18 protein-coding genes are annotated in these 16,557 nt (G+C 67.1%); 13 read left to right on the forward strand and 5 right to left on the reverse strand.

What is annotated here, in order from left to right; genetic code table 11:
* The first annotated feature begins 55 nt into the window (after positions 1-55).
* Both G7B69_RS03360 and G7B69_RS03365 read left to right on the forward strand, forming a co-directional pair.
* Positions 56-511, forward strand: coding sequence for a DUF2231 domain-containing protein (locus G7B69_RS03360; RefSeq protein WP_166176054.1), 456 nt, complete (start codon positions 56-58; stop codon positions 509-511).
* Entirely contained in the window at positions 508-1,836 is a 1,329-nt protein-coding gene (locus tag G7B69_RS03365) for a PQQ-dependent sugar dehydrogenase (protein ID WP_166176056.1), read from the forward strand. The genes G7B69_RS03360 and G7B69_RS03365 overlap by 4 nt, the downstream gene beginning before the upstream one ends.
* Here the strand turns inward: G7B69_RS03365 and G7B69_RS03370 are convergent.
* From G7B69_RS03370 to G7B69_RS03385, 4 genes are all read right to left on the reverse strand, one after another.
* A complete protein-coding gene (locus tag G7B69_RS03370) occupies positions 1,833-2,720 on the reverse strand; it encodes a CPBP family intramembrane glutamic endopeptidase (protein ID WP_166176058.1) in 888 nt (295 codons plus the stop codon). The two genes, G7B69_RS03365 and G7B69_RS03370, sit on opposite strands and share 4 nt — an antisense overlap.
* 61 nt (positions 2,721-2,781) lie before the next feature.
* Complete coding sequence (locus tag G7B69_RS03375; RefSeq protein ID WP_166176060.1) at positions 2,782-3,531, reverse strand: isocitrate lyase/PEP mutase family protein; 750 nt, start codon at positions 3,529-3,531, stop codon at positions 2,782-2,784.
* Positions 3,528-4,553 (reverse strand): bifunctional transcriptional activator/DNA repair enzyme AdaA, encoded by a 1,026-nt coding sequence (locus G7B69_RS03380; protein ID WP_166176062.1) that lies wholly within the window; start codon positions 4,551-4,553, stop codon positions 3,528-3,530. The genes G7B69_RS03375 and G7B69_RS03380 overlap by 4 nt, the downstream gene beginning before the upstream one ends.
* Entirely contained in the window at positions 4,550-5,029 is a 480-nt protein-coding gene (locus G7B69_RS03385; RefSeq protein ID WP_166176064.1) for a DUF1203 domain-containing protein, read from the reverse strand. The genes G7B69_RS03380 and G7B69_RS03385 overlap by 4 nt, the downstream gene beginning before the upstream one ends.
* 98 nt (positions 5,030-5,127) lie before the next feature.
* Between G7B69_RS03385 and G7B69_RS03390 the strand changes: the two genes are divergently transcribed.
* Positions 5,128-6,681, forward strand: a complete 1,554-nt coding sequence (locus G7B69_RS03390; RefSeq protein WP_166176066.1) for a S1C family serine protease — start codon at positions 5,128-5,130, stop codon at positions 6,679-6,681.
* On the opposite strand, the gene G7B69_RS03395 is transcribed toward G7B69_RS03390, so the two are convergent.
* Entirely contained in the window at positions 6,678-7,271 is a 594-nt protein-coding gene (locus tag G7B69_RS03395; protein ID WP_166176068.1) for a DUF1579 domain-containing protein, read from the reverse strand. The genes G7B69_RS03390 and G7B69_RS03395 overlap by 4 nt on opposite strands.
* A gap of 58 nt (positions 7,272-7,329) precedes the next feature.
* Between G7B69_RS03395 and G7B69_RS03400 the strand changes: the two genes are divergently transcribed.
* The 10 genes from G7B69_RS03400 (at position 7,330) to G7B69_RS03445 (ending at position 16,557) form a co-directional block, all read left to right on the forward strand.
* The gene (locus tag G7B69_RS03400; RefSeq protein ID WP_166176070.1) at positions 7,330-8,160 is read left to right on the forward strand and encodes a LytTR family DNA-binding domain-containing protein; all 831 of its coding nucleotides are present in this window, start codon (positions 7,330-7,332) and stop codon (positions 8,158-8,160) included.
* A 151-nt stretch (positions 8,161-8,311) separates the two neighbouring features.
* On the forward strand, positions 8,312-8,866 hold the full coding sequence (locus G7B69_RS03405) for a F0F1 ATP synthase subunit delta (protein ID WP_166176072.1): 555 nt from the start codon (positions 8,312-8,314) through the stop codon (positions 8,864-8,866).
* Positions 8,867-8,868: 2 nt separating this feature from the next.
* On the forward strand, positions 8,869-10,398 hold the full coding sequence (gene atpA / locus G7B69_RS03410; protein ID WP_166176074.1) for a F0F1 ATP synthase subunit alpha: 1,530 nt from the start codon (positions 8,869-8,871) through the stop codon (positions 10,396-10,398).
* A 10-nt stretch (positions 10,399-10,408) separates the two neighbouring features.
* Positions 10,409-11,281 carry a F0F1 ATP synthase subunit gamma gene (locus G7B69_RS03415; protein WP_166176076.1) on the forward strand — a complete coding sequence of 291 codons (873 nt, stop codon included), beginning with the start codon at positions 10,409-10,411 and terminating at the stop codon, positions 11,279-11,281.
* A 22-nt stretch (positions 11,282-11,303) separates the two neighbouring features.
* Positions 11,304-12,773 carry a F0F1 ATP synthase subunit beta gene (atpD, locus tag G7B69_RS03420; protein WP_166176078.1) on the forward strand — a complete coding sequence of 490 codons (1,470 nt, stop codon included), beginning with the start codon at positions 11,304-11,306 and terminating at the stop codon, positions 12,771-12,773.
* Positions 12,774-12,778: 5 nt separating this feature from the next.
* Positions 12,779-13,036, forward strand: coding sequence for an ATP synthase F1 subunit epsilon (locus tag G7B69_RS03425; protein ID WP_166176080.1), 258 nt, complete (start codon positions 12,779-12,781; stop codon positions 13,034-13,036).
* 110 nt (positions 13,037-13,146) lie between these two features.
* The gene (locus G7B69_RS03430; RefSeq protein ID WP_166176082.1) at positions 13,147-14,412 is read left to right on the forward strand and encodes a dicarboxylate/amino acid:cation symporter; all 1,266 of its coding nucleotides are present in this window, start codon (positions 13,147-13,149) and stop codon (positions 14,410-14,412) included.
* A 63-nt stretch (positions 14,413-14,475) separates the two neighbouring features.
* Positions 14,476-15,489 (forward strand): glycosyltransferase family 2 protein, encoded by a 1,014-nt coding sequence (locus tag G7B69_RS03435; protein WP_166176084.1) that lies wholly within the window; start codon positions 14,476-14,478, stop codon positions 15,487-15,489.
* Positions 15,473-16,174, forward strand: a complete 702-nt coding sequence (locus G7B69_RS03440; RefSeq protein WP_166176086.1) for a class I SAM-dependent methyltransferase — start codon at positions 15,473-15,475, stop codon at positions 16,172-16,174. Before G7B69_RS03435 ends, G7B69_RS03440 begins: the two co-directional genes overlap by 17 nt.
* Positions 16,171-16,557 carry a GtrA family protein gene (locus G7B69_RS03445; RefSeq protein ID WP_166176088.1) on the forward strand — a complete coding sequence of 129 codons (387 nt, stop codon included), beginning with the start codon at positions 16,171-16,173 and terminating at the stop codon, positions 16,555-16,557. Before G7B69_RS03440 ends, G7B69_RS03445 begins: the two co-directional genes overlap by 4 nt.

The following is a 16,557-nucleotide window of genomic DNA, read 5'->3' on the forward strand; positions in this document are numbered from 1 at the left end:
TCGGGCGTTTCGGCCGTTCGCCTGATATCGCTCAACGAATTCAAGGACCTCCCCCATGGCCCGAGAGGCGTTCCTACCGCGCGTGGCGATCGGCGGCGTGCCGCTCCACGCGATGCTCGTCCCCTTCCCGATCGTCTGCTTCACCGGCGCGATGCTGACCGACATCACCTACAGCAACAGCCCGCAGGTCCAGTGGGCCAACTTTTCGGAGTGGTTGCTGGCGGTCGGCCTGATTGTGGGCATCCTCGCGGCGATCTTCGGGCTGATCGATTTCCTCGCGGCCGGACGAGCAAGACCGCGCATCGGCTGGTTCCATCTTCTCGGCAACGCGATCGTGCTGGTGGTCGCGATGTTCAACAATCTCGTCCATTCGCGCGACGGCTGGACCGGGGTGGTACCGACCGGGCTCACCCTTTCGGTGATCACGGTGGTGCTGATGGCCGTCACCGGGTTCCTCGGCTGGCGGATGGCCTACGTCCACGTCGGCCGCACCGTGGGAGAACGCCCATGACTCGCGCTCTGCTCCTCGTCGCCAGCGGATTGGCCCTGGCGCTCGGCGGCTGCTCGAAACCGCACTTCACGCCCGACAAGCAATACGGCACCGCCGTGCCGCTGCCCGATCCGGTGCAGTACCTGTTTCCGCCGATGGGCATCGCCAAGCCGATCGGCTGGAAGAACGGCGAGATGCCCAAGGTGCCGGCCGGCTTCACCATCGTACCCTTCGCCACCGACCTGAAGACCCCGCGCCGCGTCTTGCCACTAGCCAACGGCGACGTGCTGGTGGTGGAATCCAGCAGCCCGGGCACAGAACCGGCCCTGCGGCCGAAGGACCTGGTCTTCGCCTTCGTGATCGGCCAGGCGCACGGCCCGACTAAGGCCGGCAACGACGTCGTCCTGCTGCGCGACACCGACGGCGACGGCAAGGCGGACCAGCGCAGCGTGCTGATTCCAAAGCTCAACTCGCCGTTTGGCATCGCCTTCAGCAATGGCAAACTGTACGTCGGCGAGACAGACGGCGTTCGCGAGTGGGACTACACGCCGGGGCAAACCACCGTCTCGGGCCCCGGCCGGGTAGTCACCGAACTGCCCGGCCCGCCGATCGATCACCATTGGACGAAGGACATCGTCGTCAGCCCAGACGGCAGCAAGCTCTACGCCGGGGTCGGCTCGAACAGCAACATCGTCGAGAACGGTCTGGAAGCCGAAAAGGATCGCGCACTGATCTTCGAAGTCGAGCTGCCGAGCGGGGCTAAGCGACCCTTCGCCACCGGCCTTCGAAATCCCAACGGGCTGACATTCAATCCCGAGACAGGGCAGCTCTGGACGGTGGTCAACGAGCGCGACGAACTCGGCAACAACCTGGTCCCGGACTATCTCACTTCGGTGAAGGAGGGCGCATTCTACGGTTGGCCCTGGAGCTATTACGGCCCGCACGTCGACGTCCGCGTGAAGCCCCCGCGGCCCGACAAGGTCAAGCAGGCGATCGCGCCGGATTACTCGCTGAGCTCGCACGTGGCGCCGCTGGGTCTCGCCTTCGCTCCGGCGGACTGGCCGGCAGGCTTCGCCGGCGGTGCGCTCATCGGCGAGCACGGCAGCTGGGATCGCACGGTATTCAACGGCTATGAGGTCGCTTTCGTACCATTCGCAGGCGGGCGGCCGGCGGGCAAGTTGCAGCACTTCGCCACGGGCTTCATCGCCGACGGCAAGGCGAAAGGTCGTCCTGTGGGAGTTGCCTTCGGCCCCACAGGAGCGCTCTACGTGGCCGACGATGTCGGCAATGTAATCTGGCGGATCGCTCCATATAACTCCGCGGTGGCGAAGCCGGCAGCCGGTTAGCCGCGAGGGCGCCGCCAGATCGGCGCGACGAAGGTGCCTTTCTGGTGCGCCTTCCAGAGCATCCACAGGCCGCCGGCCGTCGCGACGAACACCGCCGCCATCGAGGCTTCGAGGCCGAAATCGCCGCCGGTCAGCCACTCGGGGCCCGTCCGCCGCGTCACCAGAATGCCTACCGTCTGGCCGGTACCCGATACCGGCACGCTGAAGACCCACGCCTGGGTGAAGTTCCACGCCGCATGCATTCCCGCCGCGAGCCACAGCCGGCGGGTGTAGAGGTAAGCCGCGCCGAGCAGGATGCCGGCCTCGATCATGATGCTGATCGCTCCGGTCCAGGTCGCATCGGGGTTCATCATGTGCACCGCGCCGAACAGCACCGAAGTCGCCGCCAGCGCCCACCATGTGCCGACGAGCCGCTCGAGCTGGCGCAACAGGATGCCGCGGAACAGCGTTTCCTCGAAAATGCCGCTGGCGATGCCGAGCGCTGCCCACGCCCAGAACTGGGTCTGACCGAACGGGCGCGTGCCGACGATCTCGATGCCGCCGAGAAGCGCCACAAGTCCGGTCATGATCGTGAACAGCAGGAAACCCGCGAGCAAGCCCGCGCCCAGCTCCTTGCCGGCGCCCGGCAGGGTGAACTCGTGGTCGCGCTCGCCCTCCAGCCAGCGACGGGAGGCTTTCCACACGAGGATCAGCACCACCGCGCCGACCACGGTAAAGATGAAGGCACCCACCGGCGTGAAGCCCATCCGCTTCACGGCGCTTGCCGCTTCGAGGGAGCCGCCGATCAAGATGAAGACGATCGCCTCGAGGACGATCAGCGTGAGCGGAAAGCGCAGGATGCGCAGGGCGAGGTTCGGCTTGGCCGACGGAGCGATTGTCCCCATCCGCGGAGACTAGAACGCCGCCCGACAGCCGTCGAGCGCGCGCTCCACCAAGTCCCCAGTCTTATCGATAAAGCGCGGCAGCTTCCTCGGTCAGGCGGTCCATCGCCCAGATCCACGGGCGCGGGCCCCAGCTGATCCGCGCGACGCCCGCTCGGGCGAGGGCGGCAATGTCGTGGTCCGCCGGTTTGATCACGTTCACCGGCAGCGGCGAGGCGGCGCAGATGTCGGCAATCAGCGACAGATCGCTCACGCCCGGCACGAAGAAGCTGTGCGCCCCGGCCTCGGCGTAGGCCTTCGCGCGCTCCAATGCCTCGTCGAACAGCGAGCGGTCGTTGGGATTCTCGCCGGCGATCAGCTTGCGCAGGAACAGGTCGGTGCGCGCATTGACCCACAAGCCGCTCTCGACCACCGCGGCGACGCGCTGGGCCTGGTGCTCGATCGGGTGCAGGCCCGGCCCGCCGACTTCCTGGTCCTCGAAGTTGCAGCCGACCGCGCCGGTCTCGGCGAGGTAGCGCGCGTGGTCGGCGACACGCGCGGCGTCGGCCGCGAAGCCGCCTTCGAAGTCGGCCGAGACCGGCAGGTCCACCCCCTGCACAATCCGACGAATGCAATCGAGGAACAGGTTGAACGGAATCCGCTCGCCGTCGGGAAAGCCGTTGGCCTCGGCCAGCGAATGGCTGCCGGCCGCCAGCGCCAGCGCCCCGCCTTTGGCCACCGCCTTGGCGCTGCCGACGTCCCAGATGTTGTACAGCAGCACCGGATGGCCGGGCACGTGCAGTTCGGCAAAGCGCTTCCGCAGTTGTGAATTCACTTCGTGGCCTCCCTCGCGAGCAGTTCGCGCTTGATGTCGAGCCCGTAGGCGTAGCCGCCGAGTGAGCCGTCGGAACGGATAACGCAATGGCACGGAATCAACACCGGCACATGATTGGCGCCGTTGGCCGATCCGGCCGCGCGCACGGCGGCGGGATTGCCGGCAGCGGCGGCGATCTCGGCATAGGAGCGGGTTTCGCCGGGCGGGATCTTGCGCAGTTCCTGCCACACCCGTTCCTGGAATGCGGTTCCGCGCACATCGACGGGAATTTCGCGCCCGCTGGCCGGATCGTCGACCGCGGCCACGACGCGCTGCACGAGGTTCGCGAAATCCGCGCCGCCTTCGACCAGCTCAGCGTTGGGGAACAGCCGTTCGAGCTCCTCGCGCCCGCGGCCGAACGACAGGCGGCACACGCCCTTGTCGGTCGCGGCGACGAGCATCGGCCCGAGCGAGCTTTCGACCAACGCCCAGCGGATCGTCACTCCCGTGCCGCCCTTGACCCATGCCGACGGTGCCATGCCCAGCTTTCCTTCCATCGAATCGTAGAACCGCGAGGCAGCTTCAAAGCCGGCCTCGTAGATCGCCTCGGTGACCGAACCTTCGCTAGCGAGAGCCTCGCGCGCCCGCTCCTCGCGCAGGGCGCGGGCATAGGCGGCAGGAGATAGCCCGGTCGCGCGGGTGAACACGCGCTGGAAGTGCGTCGGCGAATAGCCGACCGCCTGCGCCAGTTCCTCGAGCCGCGGCAAGCCTTCGCTCGACTTGATCTCGTCGATAGCCGCGAGGACCGCGGCCTCGTCGCGCGCCACCTCGTCCGGACGGCAGCGCTTGCAGGCGCGCAGCCCCGCTGCCCGCGCCTCGTTGCCGTCCGCGAAGAAGCGCACGTTCTCGCGCCGCGGCTGGCGCGCCGCGCACGACGGGCGGCAATAGATGCCGGTCGTCAGCACGCCGATCACGAAACGCCCGTCGAACGATCGGTCGCGGCGGGTGAATGCCGCCCAGGCCTTCTCTGTGTCGATTGTCATGCGGCCTCCATATAGCGTTCGATCCGGGCCGAGAAACAGCCGTGCCCGGCGTTGTGTGCGTCGATGTGGTCGACTTGCGGGTCGGCCAGCAGCTCGCGGATCGCCCGATCGTGCTCCTCCGGACCGGCGACCCGCGAGGCGACGAGGTCGCCCGCCGCATCGAACGCGCGCAAGCTCATGGTACGCCGCTGGAAGACCGGCGGGGTGCCGTCGACCAGCGGCGCGATCTCTTCGGCCTGTTCGCGGACGAGGATCGCGTGCGTGGCGCGATAGGGCCCGTCGACGTCATGGCTGACGTGATTGAGCAAGATCAGCGCTTCGCCCGCCGCCGCGTCCCTCAGGCTCACCCGGCAGGGAAAGCCGAAGTCGGAATCGGCGACGACGCGGCGGGCGCCGCACGCGGCCAGCTCCGCATCGCTCCGGCCGAGCAAGTCGGCGAAGCGGTCCCGGGCCAGTCCTTTGACTATATAGGTCATGCAACTCTCCATTCCTGATGACCCGCCTTTGCCACGCCCGGCCCCGCCGCGCTTCCCGCCGCTTGCGTTCAAAACCCCCACTGCCGTAGAGGCGCCGAATGTTGCGTCTCCCCAGCGCCCTGCTCGCCTGTCTTGCGTTGTTCGCGGCGCTGCCCGCGCAGGCCGACCCGTCGGACATCGACGCGGCGGCCCGCGGCGTGGTGCGGGTGATCATCGTCGAAAAGGACGGCGACCAGCTGGTGCCGGTCTCGCACGGCACCGGATTCGCGGTCACGCCCGAGAGGGTGGTCACCAACTCGCACGTGGTCGAACAGGCCCAGAAAGATCCCAACCTGTTCATCGGCATCGTGCCTTCGGACGGCGGCGAGGCGGTCTATGGCCGGCTGGTCGCGGTCAGCCAGCGCAACGACCTTGCCCTCGTGGCCACGACCAAGTCGATGCACCTGCCGCCGCTGACCATCGCCGGCAATCCGAACGCCGAATCCGGCGCCGTCGTGGCGGTCGGCTATCCGCAGAACGTCGACCGCGCGCAGGGTCTGAACATGGCCGACTTGTTCCGCGCCCAGCCGCCGGTCGAAGCGAGCGGCTCGCTTGCCGGGCGTCGCCCGAGCCGGCAGTTCGACACCTTGCTGCACACCGCGCCGATCGCACGCGGCAATTCGGGCGGCCCGCTGCTCGATTCGTGTGGCCGGGTGATCGGCGTCAACAGCTTCGGCGCGGAGACCGCCTCTGCGGAAGCCGGGTTCTATTTCGCGATCTCCACACGCGAACTGCTGCCGTTCCTGCGCGCCAACGACATCAGCCCGCAAATCAACGACCAGCCCTGCCGCAGCCTGTCCGACCTCAACGCCGAAGAGCGCCAGCGCGCGGAGGAGCAGAAGATCGCCGGCGAAGCGAAGGCGCGCGCCGAGGAAGAATCGCTCGCCAAACGGCGGGAGGAAGCCCGCCGCAAGATCGATTTCCAGATTCTCGACGAACGCGACAACGGCATGGCACTGGCGCTGGTTCTGATGGTCGTTGCGCTCGGTGGCGCCGGCTTTGCCTGGCTGGCCTACGACGATGGCGAGAACAAGCGGATGAAGATCGGCGCGGCGGTGGCGGTGGTCGCATTGGCCGGCGCCGCTCTGGCCTGGGTGTCGCGCCCGGGCTTTTCCGAGGGCGACGATCGCCTGCAGGACCTGCTGCGCCAGGAAATGACCGCTGACGACCACGGCGCAATTCCCACTCCGCAGCCGGCGGGCGCGCTGGTCTGCACGCTCGTTCCCGAGCGCAGCCGGATCATCGGGGCCGCCAACCAGACCGTGCCGTTCGACTGGAAAGACGACGGCTGCGTCAACGGCCGCACCCAGTATGGGCTCTCGGGCGGCTCCTGGACCCGGGTGTTCGCCCCGGAGAGCGAAGCCAGCGTTTCCGTCAACACTTTCGATCCCGCGACCGGCGAGTATCGGATGGACCGCTACCTGCTCGACAGCGACGCGCTGTCAAAGGTGCGCGCGGCGCGCGGCAAGTTCCAGGCTCCGGCGTGCGGCGCCGGCGCGGACGCCGCCAGGACGCTCGGGACCGAGCAGACGGCGGTATTGTCGCTGCTGCCCGCCCAGCCGAACGAGCGGCTGGTCTATCACTGCGCCGAGCAGGCCCCGTCTGGCGGTTAATTGGCGGTCAGCGCCCCTGCCTCGGGCCAGTCGCTATCACCGATGCGCTGGAGGTTCATTTCGAAGATGCGCACCGGCGGCTTGCCTACGGCGATCAGGTCGCCGACCTCGTTCCAGCTGGTAGCGGTGATAGTCGCGGTATAGCGAACGCTGCCGCCCGCCGCCGGGGTGCTCCAGACGTAGCCTGTCGGCGTAACCTCGAACGGGAATGTACCGGCGTAACCCTGGGCATAGCTGCGGAACTCGTAAGCCTGCTTCTGCGCATCGTAGGACACGACGCCGAAGGCGTTGAAGCCGACATCTTGCCCATCGGAAAAGCCGCGCCCCTCTATCACCTTGATCGTGCCGCCGAGCATCGGCCCGATACGCTCGGTCTGGGTCACCCGCCGTTCGCCGGCGCGCGTTTGCGTCACGGCGGGGCCGCGCCAGGCGCCGTCCATAAACTTCAGCCGCGCCATCGCCTCGGCCTCCGCCTTGACCATCGCCGCCGGGTCGCGGCTGACCGGCGCTCCGGCCGGTGCGCTCTGGGCGCCCAACATCGCTATCGGCGACGCCACGAGCGCCGCGGCAAGAATTAGACGAACCTTCATCGAAACACCTCCCACATCAACTCTTGCCGCGAGAAGCCGCCGCTGCCAGCCTGCGTCCATGGCAAATTCGGCTAACATCGCGCCCCTCCGAGAGGGCAACGGCGAATTCGCGGATCGCGCCCCGCGCGTCGCGAAGCGCGATTCGCGCGCGCCGGACAGTATTGGCCCGGCCCTCGTCGCTTACGCCGCGTTGATCGTGGTCGCATCGCTGAGCGGGGCGTTCGGGACGCACCAGCTTGAAGCCGGACCGCGCTTCGCTTTCTGGACCGCGCTGATCCTGTGGAATGCGATGAAGTGGCATGGCTGGTTCGCGCTGGCGCGCCGCCGCCTCGGCTGGCCGCTGGCCATCGCCACCGGTGGACTCCTGCTAAACCTGCCGCTGCCGTTCGAGACCCGTCTCGCGCTCGGAATGCGCCCCCTCCTGCCGTGGGACGAGTTTCTGGCCACCTACTTGTCGGCGCTGGCGATAAGCTGGGTCAGCGGCGCGGCGCTGACGCTGGCCATCCGCCACTTCTATAGAGCCGGCCCTGTTGGTCCGATCGAAACCCCCGCAGAGTCGCCGGTCGAGCGCATTGCGATCCGGTCGCTGGGATTCGCGGAGGACGCTTTGTGGGCGATCGAAGCCGAGGACCATTATGTGCGCCTCCGGCTCGCCGACGGACGCGCCCCACTTTTCACCGCGCGCTTCGGTGACGCGCTGGCGCAAGTCGCGCACCTCAAAGGCTGCCGAATCCACCGCGGCTGCTGGGTCGCGGACGCGGCGGTCACCGCGGTCGAGCGCGAAGGCCGCGGCTGGCGCGTGGTCTTGCCGGACGGTCCCCGCCTGCCCGTGAGCACGAGCCACGTCGGCAGCATTCGCGAGCGCGGCTGGACCGGGCGAAGGCCCTGATCGCGGCTTAGCCCGACAAGCTTCGCCGGACTCGGGTTGCATCGCAGCAAAGCCGATGATAGGGGCGCGCCAGCCTTGCCGGGGCCGCTTCTGCGCGCCCGCGAAGGCAGGCGAAAATTCTGTTTCTTCTGACCCAAGAGGACCCCCTCGCGTGGAGCTTTCCGCCGGTATCAAGGCTAGCCTGGCAGGGCGTTACGCCAGTGCCCTGTTCGATCTCGCCAGCGAGGCCGGCACGGTCACCGCGGTCGAGTCCGACCTCGACAAACTGGCCGAAGCGCTCACCGAATCGGGCGAGCTGCGCGCGCTGATCAGGAATCCCGAGGTCAGCCGCGAGCAAATCGGCCGGGTGCTCACCGGCATGGGCGACTACCTCCGCCTCGCCGAGCTCACCCAGAACTTCCTCGGCGTGCTGGCCCACAACCGCCGCATCGGCGACTTGCCGGCGATGATCCGCGCCTTCCACGCGATCGCCGCCGCTCAGCGCGGCGAAGTGACCGCCGAGGTCGCCAGCGCCCACGCGCTGACCGACGCGCAGATCGCCACGCTCGAACAGAAGCTCCGCGCCCGCGAAGGGCGCACCGTCAAGCTCAAGACTCGCGTCGACCCCGACCTGCTCGGTGGGCTGGTCGTCACGGTCGGCTCGAAGCGGATCGACGGCTCGATCCGCACTCGTCTCAATTCCCTCGCGCAAGCGATGAAAGGCTGAAAATGGAAATCCGCGCCGCTGAAATCTCCAAGGTCATCAAGGACCAGATCGCCAACTTCGGCACCGAGGCCGAAGTCAGCGAGGTCGGTTCGGTGCTGTCGGTCGGCGACGGCATTGCCCGCATCCACGGGCTCGACAAGGTCCAGGCCGGCGAGATGGTCGAGTTTGCCAACGGCGTGCAGGGCATGGCCTTAAACCTCGAGGCCGACAACGTCGGCGTCGTGATCTTCGGCTCGGACTCGGAGATCAAGGAAGGCGACAGCGTCAAGCGCACCGGCACCATCGTCGACGTTCCCGTCGGCAAGGGCCTGCTCGGCCGCGTGGTCGACGCGCTCGGCAACCCGATCGACGGCAAGGGCCCGATCGTGTCCGACGAGCGCAAGCGCGTCGAGGTCAAAGCGCCCGGGATCATTCCGCGCAAATCGGTCCACGAGCCTGTGCAGACCGGGCTCAAAGCACTCGACGCGCTGGTGCCGATCGGCCGCGGCCAGCGCGAGCTGATCATCGGCGACCGCCAGACCGGCAAGAGCGCCGTGGCGATCGACACCTTCATCAACCAGAAGGGCCTCAACGCCGGCGACGACGAGAGCAAGAAGCTCTACTGCATCTATGTCGCCATCGGCCAGAAGCGCTCGACCGTCGCCCAGCTCGTCCGCACGCTCGAAGAGAACGGCGCGATGGAATATTCGATCATCGTCGCCGCGACGGCGTCCGAGCCGGCGCCGCTGCAGTACCTCGCGCCTTACACCGGCTGCACGATGGGCGAATTCTTCCGCGACAACGGCATGCACGCCGTGATCGTTTACGACGACCTTTCCAAGCAGGCGGTCGCTTACCGCCAGATGTCGCTGCTGCTGCGCCGCCCGCCGGGCCGCGAGGCCTATCCGGGCGACGTGTTCTACCTCCACAGCCGCCTTCTCGAGCGCGCGGCGAAGATGTCGGACGCCAACGGCGGCGGCTCGCTCACCGCGCTGCCGATCATCGAAACCCAGGCGGGCGACGTCTCGGCCTACATTCCGACCAACGTGATCTCGATCACCGACGGGCAGATCTTCCTCGAGACCAACCTGTTCTACCAGGGCATCCGTCCGGCCATCAACGTCGGCCTGTCGGTCAGCCGCGTCGGCTCTGCCGCACAGACCAAGGCGATGAAGAAGGTCTCCGGCTCGATCAAGCTCGAGCTCGCGCAGTACCGCGAGATGGCCGCCTTCGCCCAGTTCGGCAGCGACCTCGACGCCTCGACGCAGAAGCTGCTCAACCGCGGCGCGCGGCTGACCGAGCTGCTGAAGCAGGCGCAGTTCTCGCCGATGCCGTTCGAGGAGCAGACCGTGTCGATCTTCGCCGGCACCAACGGCTATCTCGACTCGATCCCGGTCGAGCGGGTCACCGAATACGAAGCCGCGATGCTCGCCTTCATGCGCGCCGAGCACGGCGACGTTCTCGCCGAGATCCGCGACACCAAGGCGTTCGAGGACGCGACGAAGGGCAAGCTGGTCAAGGCGCTCGACGCGTTCGCCAAGCAGTTCGCTTAAGGGATAGCCGGTGGCCTCGCTCAAGGAACTCAAGGGTCGGATCAACTCGGTCAAGTCGACCCAGAAGATCACCAAGGCCAAGCAGATGGTCGCGGCGGCCAAGCTGCGCAAGGCGCAGGCCGCGGCCGAGGCCGCGCGGCCTTATGCCACGCGCCTGAATGCGGTCATGGCCAGCCTCGCCGGCAGGGTCATCGGCCGCGAGGGCGCCCCCAAGCTGCTTGCCGGCACCGGCAAGGACCAGCGTCACATGCTGGTCGTCGCCAACTCCGACAAGGGCCTCGCCGGCGCGTTCAATTCGAACATCGTCCGCGCGGCGTTGCTCAAGGCCAAGGAGCTTCGCGCCGAGGGCAAGGACGTCGACTTCTACCTCGTCGGCCGCAAAGGCCGCGCGCCGATCCGCCGGGCGTACCCGAACAACATCGCCCAGATGTTCGACACCACCGAGGTGCGCGAGCCGGGCTACGCCGAGGCTGAGCGTATCGTCGCCGAGCTTATGGAGATGTTCCAAGCCGGCAAGTTCGACGTCGCCCACTTGTTCTACAGCACCTTCAAGTCGGCGCTGACGCAGGACCCGACGCGGGTGCAGATCATCCCGGTGCCGGCGCCCGAAGTCGCCGACACCAGCACTGCCGCGGTCGAGTATGAGCCCGACGAGGAGGAAATCCTCGCCGAGCTGCTGCCGCGCTACCTCAAGACCCAGGTCTTCGGCGCGCTGCTCGAAAACCAGGCGTCCGAGCAAGGCGCCTCGATGACCGCGATGGACAACGCCACCCGCAACGCCGGCGAGCTGATCCAGAAGCTGACCATCCAGTACAACCGCAGCCGCCAGGCCGCGATCACCACCGAGCTCATCGAAATCATCGCCGGCGCCGAAGCGCTGTAAGTTTCAGACCAAGGAAAATACCATGGCCACCGCCGCCAAGACTAAGAGCAAGCCCAACCTGACCACCAACGGCACGATCGCCCAGGTCATCGGCGCCGTCGTCGACGTGACTTTCGAAAGCGACCTGCCGGCGATCCTGACCGCGCTCGAGACCGACAACAACGGCAACCGGCTGGTGCTCGAAGTCGCCCAGCACCTCGGCGAGAACACCGTGCGCACGATCGCAATGGACGCCACCGAGGGCCTCACCCGCGGCCAATCGGTCACCAACACCGGCAAGCAGATCTCGGTCCCGGTTGGCCCGATGACTTTGGGCCGCATCGTCAACGTGATCGGCGAGCCGATCGACGAGCGCGGACCGGTGAACGCCGAGAAGACCGCCCCGATTCACGCGCAGGCGCCGGCCTTCGTCGACCAGTCGACCGAGAGCGCGATCCTCGTCACCGGCATCAAGGTCATCGACTTGCTCGCGCCTTATGCGCGCGGCGGCAAGATCGGCCTGTTCGGCGGCGCCGGCGTCGGCAAGACCGTGCTGATCCAGGAACTGATCAACAACATCGCCAAGGGCCACGGCGGCGTCTCGGTATTCGCCGGCGTGGGTGAGCGCACCCGCGAGGGCAACGACCTCTACCACGAGTTCCTCGACGCGGGCGTCATCGCCAAGGACGCCGAGGGCAACCCGACCCCGGAAGGTTCCAAGGTCGCGTTGGTGTTCGGCCAGATGAACGAGCCCCCGGGTGCCCGCGCCCGCGTCGCGCTCTCGGGCCTGACGATGGCCGAATACTTCCGCGACGAGGAAGGTCAGGACGTGCTGTTCTTCGTCGACAACATCTTCCGCTTCACCCAGGCGGGCTCGGAAGTGTCGGCACTGCTCGGGCGCATCCCGTCGGCGGTGGGCTACCAGCCGACCCTGTCGACCGACATGGGCAACCTGCAGGAACGCATCACTTCGACCAACAAGGGCTCGATCACCTCGGTGCAGGCGATCTACGTCCCCGCGGACGACCTGACCGACCCCGCGCCGGCGACCTCGTTCGCCCACTTGGACGCGACCACCACGCTCAACCGCGCAATTTCGGAAATGGGCATCTACCCGGCGGTCGACCCGCTCGACTCGACCAGTCGCGTGCTGACCCCCTCGGTCGTCGGCCAGGAGCACTACGAGACCGCGCGCCGGGTGCAGGAGACGCTCCAACGCTACAAGTCGCTGCAGGACATCATCGCCATTCTCGGCATGGATGAACTTAGTGAAGAAGATAAGCTGATCGTCGCCCGCGCGCGCAAGATCCAGCGCTTCCTCAGCCAGCCGTTCCACGTCGCCGAAGTGTTCACCGGCATTCCCGGCAAGTTCGTCCAGGTCGAAGACACGGTCGCCTCGTTCAAGGCGGTCGTCGACGGCGAATACGATCACCTGCCGGAGAGCGCCTTCTACATGGTCGGCGGCATCGAAGAGGCGGTCGAGAAGGCCAAGAAGATGGCCGAGGAAGCCTGAGTCCGATGGCCCTCCATTTCGAACTCGTCACCCCGGCCCGGCTCGTCCGTTCGGAGGATGTCTACATGGTGGTCGTCCCCGGCACCGAGGGCGAGTTCGGCGTGCTTGAGGGCCACGCCCCGGTGATGTCGACCATCCGCGACGGCGCGGTGCAGATCTACCGCACCGAAGGCGCGGCGCCCGAAAGCATCGAAGTCCGCGGCGGCTTCGCCGAAGTCGGCGCCAATGGGCTAACGGTGCTGGCGGAGCACGTCGAGGGCTGAACGCGTCGACAGCGATGACGAAGTGGGCGCCCTCGTGGCGCCCATTTTGTCGGATTTCGCGAGCAGAAAACGCTTTCCCACGAGCAGTAAAAGCTGCCAGCGTCGTTTCAATGATTCAATCTCCACGCCGCCTGCTCAAGCTGCCGCTTGCCGGCTGGATCGTCGTCGGGCTCGTGCTCGGCGCGGCGGTCGGGCTGGCCCTGCCTTCGTCCGGGACCGCCGGGTGGAGCGACGCCGTAGTTGCAAGCGCGGACGTGATCGCGCGGCTGTGGCTGGCGGCGTTGCAGATGACGATCCTGCCGCTGGTATTCGCGCTGCTGTCGACCGCCTTCGTGCGCTCGGGCGGCCTCACCGACAGCGAAGGTGTGGCGCGGCGTGCAATCGTTACACTGCTCGCGCTCTACCTTCTCGCGATCGTTGTCGGGCTAGTCTTCACCCCGATCCTTCTCGCCATTTCCCCGGTCACGCCGGAGATCGCCGCGGCGATGCGCAGCGCGGGCGGCACGCCTGTCGACGTGGCGCACTTGCCGGTCGCCGACATGATCCTCGGCATGGTCCCGACCAACATCGTCTCCGCCGCGGCGAGCGGCTCGCTGCTGCCGGTGGTGGTCTTCGCGCTGGTGTTCGGCGCCGCGCTGGCGCGGATCGGGAGGGAGCGCAGCGCCGCCATCATTGCGGTGCTGGAGGGCCTCGCCGCCGCGATGTTCCTGGTCGTCGGCTGGGTCATCGCGCTGGCGCCTGTCGGGGTCGCCGGCTTCATCCTGGTGGCCACCAGCAACGCCGGTGCGGCGCTGCTGTGGGGCATCGCGCATTACGTCGCGCTCTACAGCCTTCTGATGCTGATCCTCACTGCGTTCGCCTACCTGGTGGCGGCCCTCGCCGGTCGCGCCCCGCTCGGCAAATTCGCCCGCGCCCTGCTGCCGGTGCAGGCGGTCGCCTTCAGTACCCGTAGCTCGCTAGCCTGCCTGCCGCTGGGCATCGCCGCGGCGCGCGAGATCGGCGTGCGCGAGCCCGCGGCCGATGTCGCCTTGCCGCTCATTGTCGCCCTGATGCGCAACAGCTCGTCGACCTCGGCGGTGTTCTACGGAGCTTACGGCGCGATCGTTTACGGCCTGCCGCACGGGCTGGCGCTGCTGTTCGTGGCCGGCCTGGTGAAGACGCTGATGGAAATCGGCTCGGTCGGCATTCCGGCGCAGGCGACCCTGGCCGCTACCGCCGCGCCCGCCTTGGCGGTGATGAGCATCCCGCCCGAATTTCTCGCCATCGTGATTGTCGCCGAAACCGTGCCCGACATGATCAAGACCGTGTGCAACGTCACGATGGACGTCGCCGCGACGACGGTGGTCGATCGCGATCGCGCGCGGCACCCGGCCTAGGTTTCACCTTGCTCGGCGCCGATTTCTTTGTATTCGAGTGCGTTCCACAAGGGATTGCCGGCCATGAAGGATCCGCAAATCGGCGCCGTCCAGCGTGAGCTGTCAGTCGTCGTGCCGGTTTTCAACGAGGAGGCCGGGCTCGACGCGCTTCTCGCCCGGACAATTCCCGTCTGCGAGGCCGAATTCGGCGCCAACTTTGAAATCGTCCTCGTCGACGACGGTTCGACCGATCGCAGCTGGGCGATCATCGCCGGCCATGCCGACGCCTCGCCCAACATTGTCGGGGTCAAGCTGTCGCGCAATTACGGCCACCAGCTGGCGCTCACCGCCGGCCTTAAGCTCGCTCGCGGCGACTATGTCTTCGTTCTCGATGCCGACCTCCAGGATCCGCCGGAGCTGCTGCCGCAAATGCTCGCCAAGGCGCGCGAAGGTTATGACGTCGTCTACGGCCAGCGTATCGCGCGTGCCGGCGAGACGGTATTCAAGCGCGCCACTGCCAACTTGTTCTACCGCCTGCTCAGCGCGGTGGTCGACGTCTCGATCCCCCGCGACACCGGCGATTTCCGCCTGATGACGCACCGGGTGGTGGCGCACTTCAACGCCATGCCGGAACGGTTTCGCTTCGTCCGCGGCATGGTCGGCTGGCTCGGCTTCAAACAGATTGCCGTCGAGTACGAGCGCGATCCGCGCTTCGCCGGCGAGACCCATTATCCGGTGCGCAAGATGCTGCGCTTCGCCATCGACGCGATCACCAGCTTTTCGACCATCCCGCTGCGCTTCGCTTCGCTGCTCGGCATGGGCTTCGGCGTGGCCGGCCTGCTTGCGCTCGTCTGGGTCGGCGTGTCGTGGCTTTCCGGTGGCGTCGTGCTCGGCTGGACCAGCCTTGCGGCGCTGATCCTGATCCTCGGCAGCATGCAGTTGATGATGCTCGGCATCTTCGGCGAATATCTCGGGCGGATGTACATGGAAGCGAAGCAGCGGCCGCTGTACTTGGTGGACGAAGTCTACAAGCAGCCGGACATGGCCGCCGGCGCAAGCGCCGAGACGGAAGGGCTCCAGCGTGCCCTCTCAAGCTAGCGCGGAATTCGACCGGCACGCTTCGACTTATGCGCAGCAGCACGAAAGCTCGATCGCGCTCAGCGGCGAGGAGCCGGAATACTTCTCGCAGTACAAGATCGACGATCTGGTCCGCGTGTGCGAGCTCAACGGCATAATGCCGGCGCGGATACTCGATTTCGGCGCCGGCATAGGCAATTCGCTCGCGCCGATGCAGCGCGCCTTTCCCGGTGCGCAGATCAGCGGGATCGACGTATCCGCGGAGTCGCTCGAGGTTTGTCGCAAGGTCGCGCGCGAAGGCACCGATTTGCGCTGCTACGATGGGCGAACAATCCCGTTCGAGGACAGCACGTTCGACGTCGTTTTCACCGCCTGCGTGTTCCACCACATTCCGGCCGCGGAGCACGTAGCCCTGCTGGGGGAAATACGGCGTGTGCTCACCCCGGACGGTCGCTTCGTGCTTTACGAGCACAACCCGTGGAATGCGCTGACAGTTCAGGCCGTGCGCAACTGCCCGTTCGACGAAAATGCCGTGTTGATCGCCGCTCCCGAGATGGTGCGCCGCCTGCGATCGGCAGGGTTCGGCCGGGTCGAGCGGCGGTTCAGGGTGTTCTTTCCGCGCTTGCTGTCCGCGTTGCGGCCGCTCGAATGGTCGCTCTCCCCAGTGCCGCTTGGGGCGCAATATATGCTCGTCGGTTCTCCATGACCTCGCGCATTTGGCGCTTCGGGATTGTCGGCGTCGTTAACACAGCCGTCGGACTGGCGGTCATTTATGGCGCCCTGTTCGCCGGCCTCGGGGATTTTGCCTCCAATGCCCTCGGGTATGGTTGCGGGCTGGCCCTTTCGTTCGTGCTGCACCGGGGCTGGACGTTTGCCGGCAGGACCAGATCGCTGCCGCGCGATTCAGTGGGCTTCGTCCTTGCCTGGGGGGCAGCTTACGCGGCGAACCTGGCGGCAGTCGCAACGGGGCGAACCCTCGGCTTCATCGACAACCCGTTCGTGCAACTGGCCGGCGTGCTGGTCTTTGCCGCCACGTTCTATCTCATCACCAGCCGGCTGGTGTTCGTGGGTCCGGCGGACCGGGGCTGA

The organism is Croceibacterium segetis (assembly GCF_011320115.1).
GTDB classification, from domain to species: Bacteria; Pseudomonadota; Alphaproteobacteria; order Sphingomonadales; family Sphingomonadaceae; genus Croceibacterium_B; species Croceibacterium_B segetis.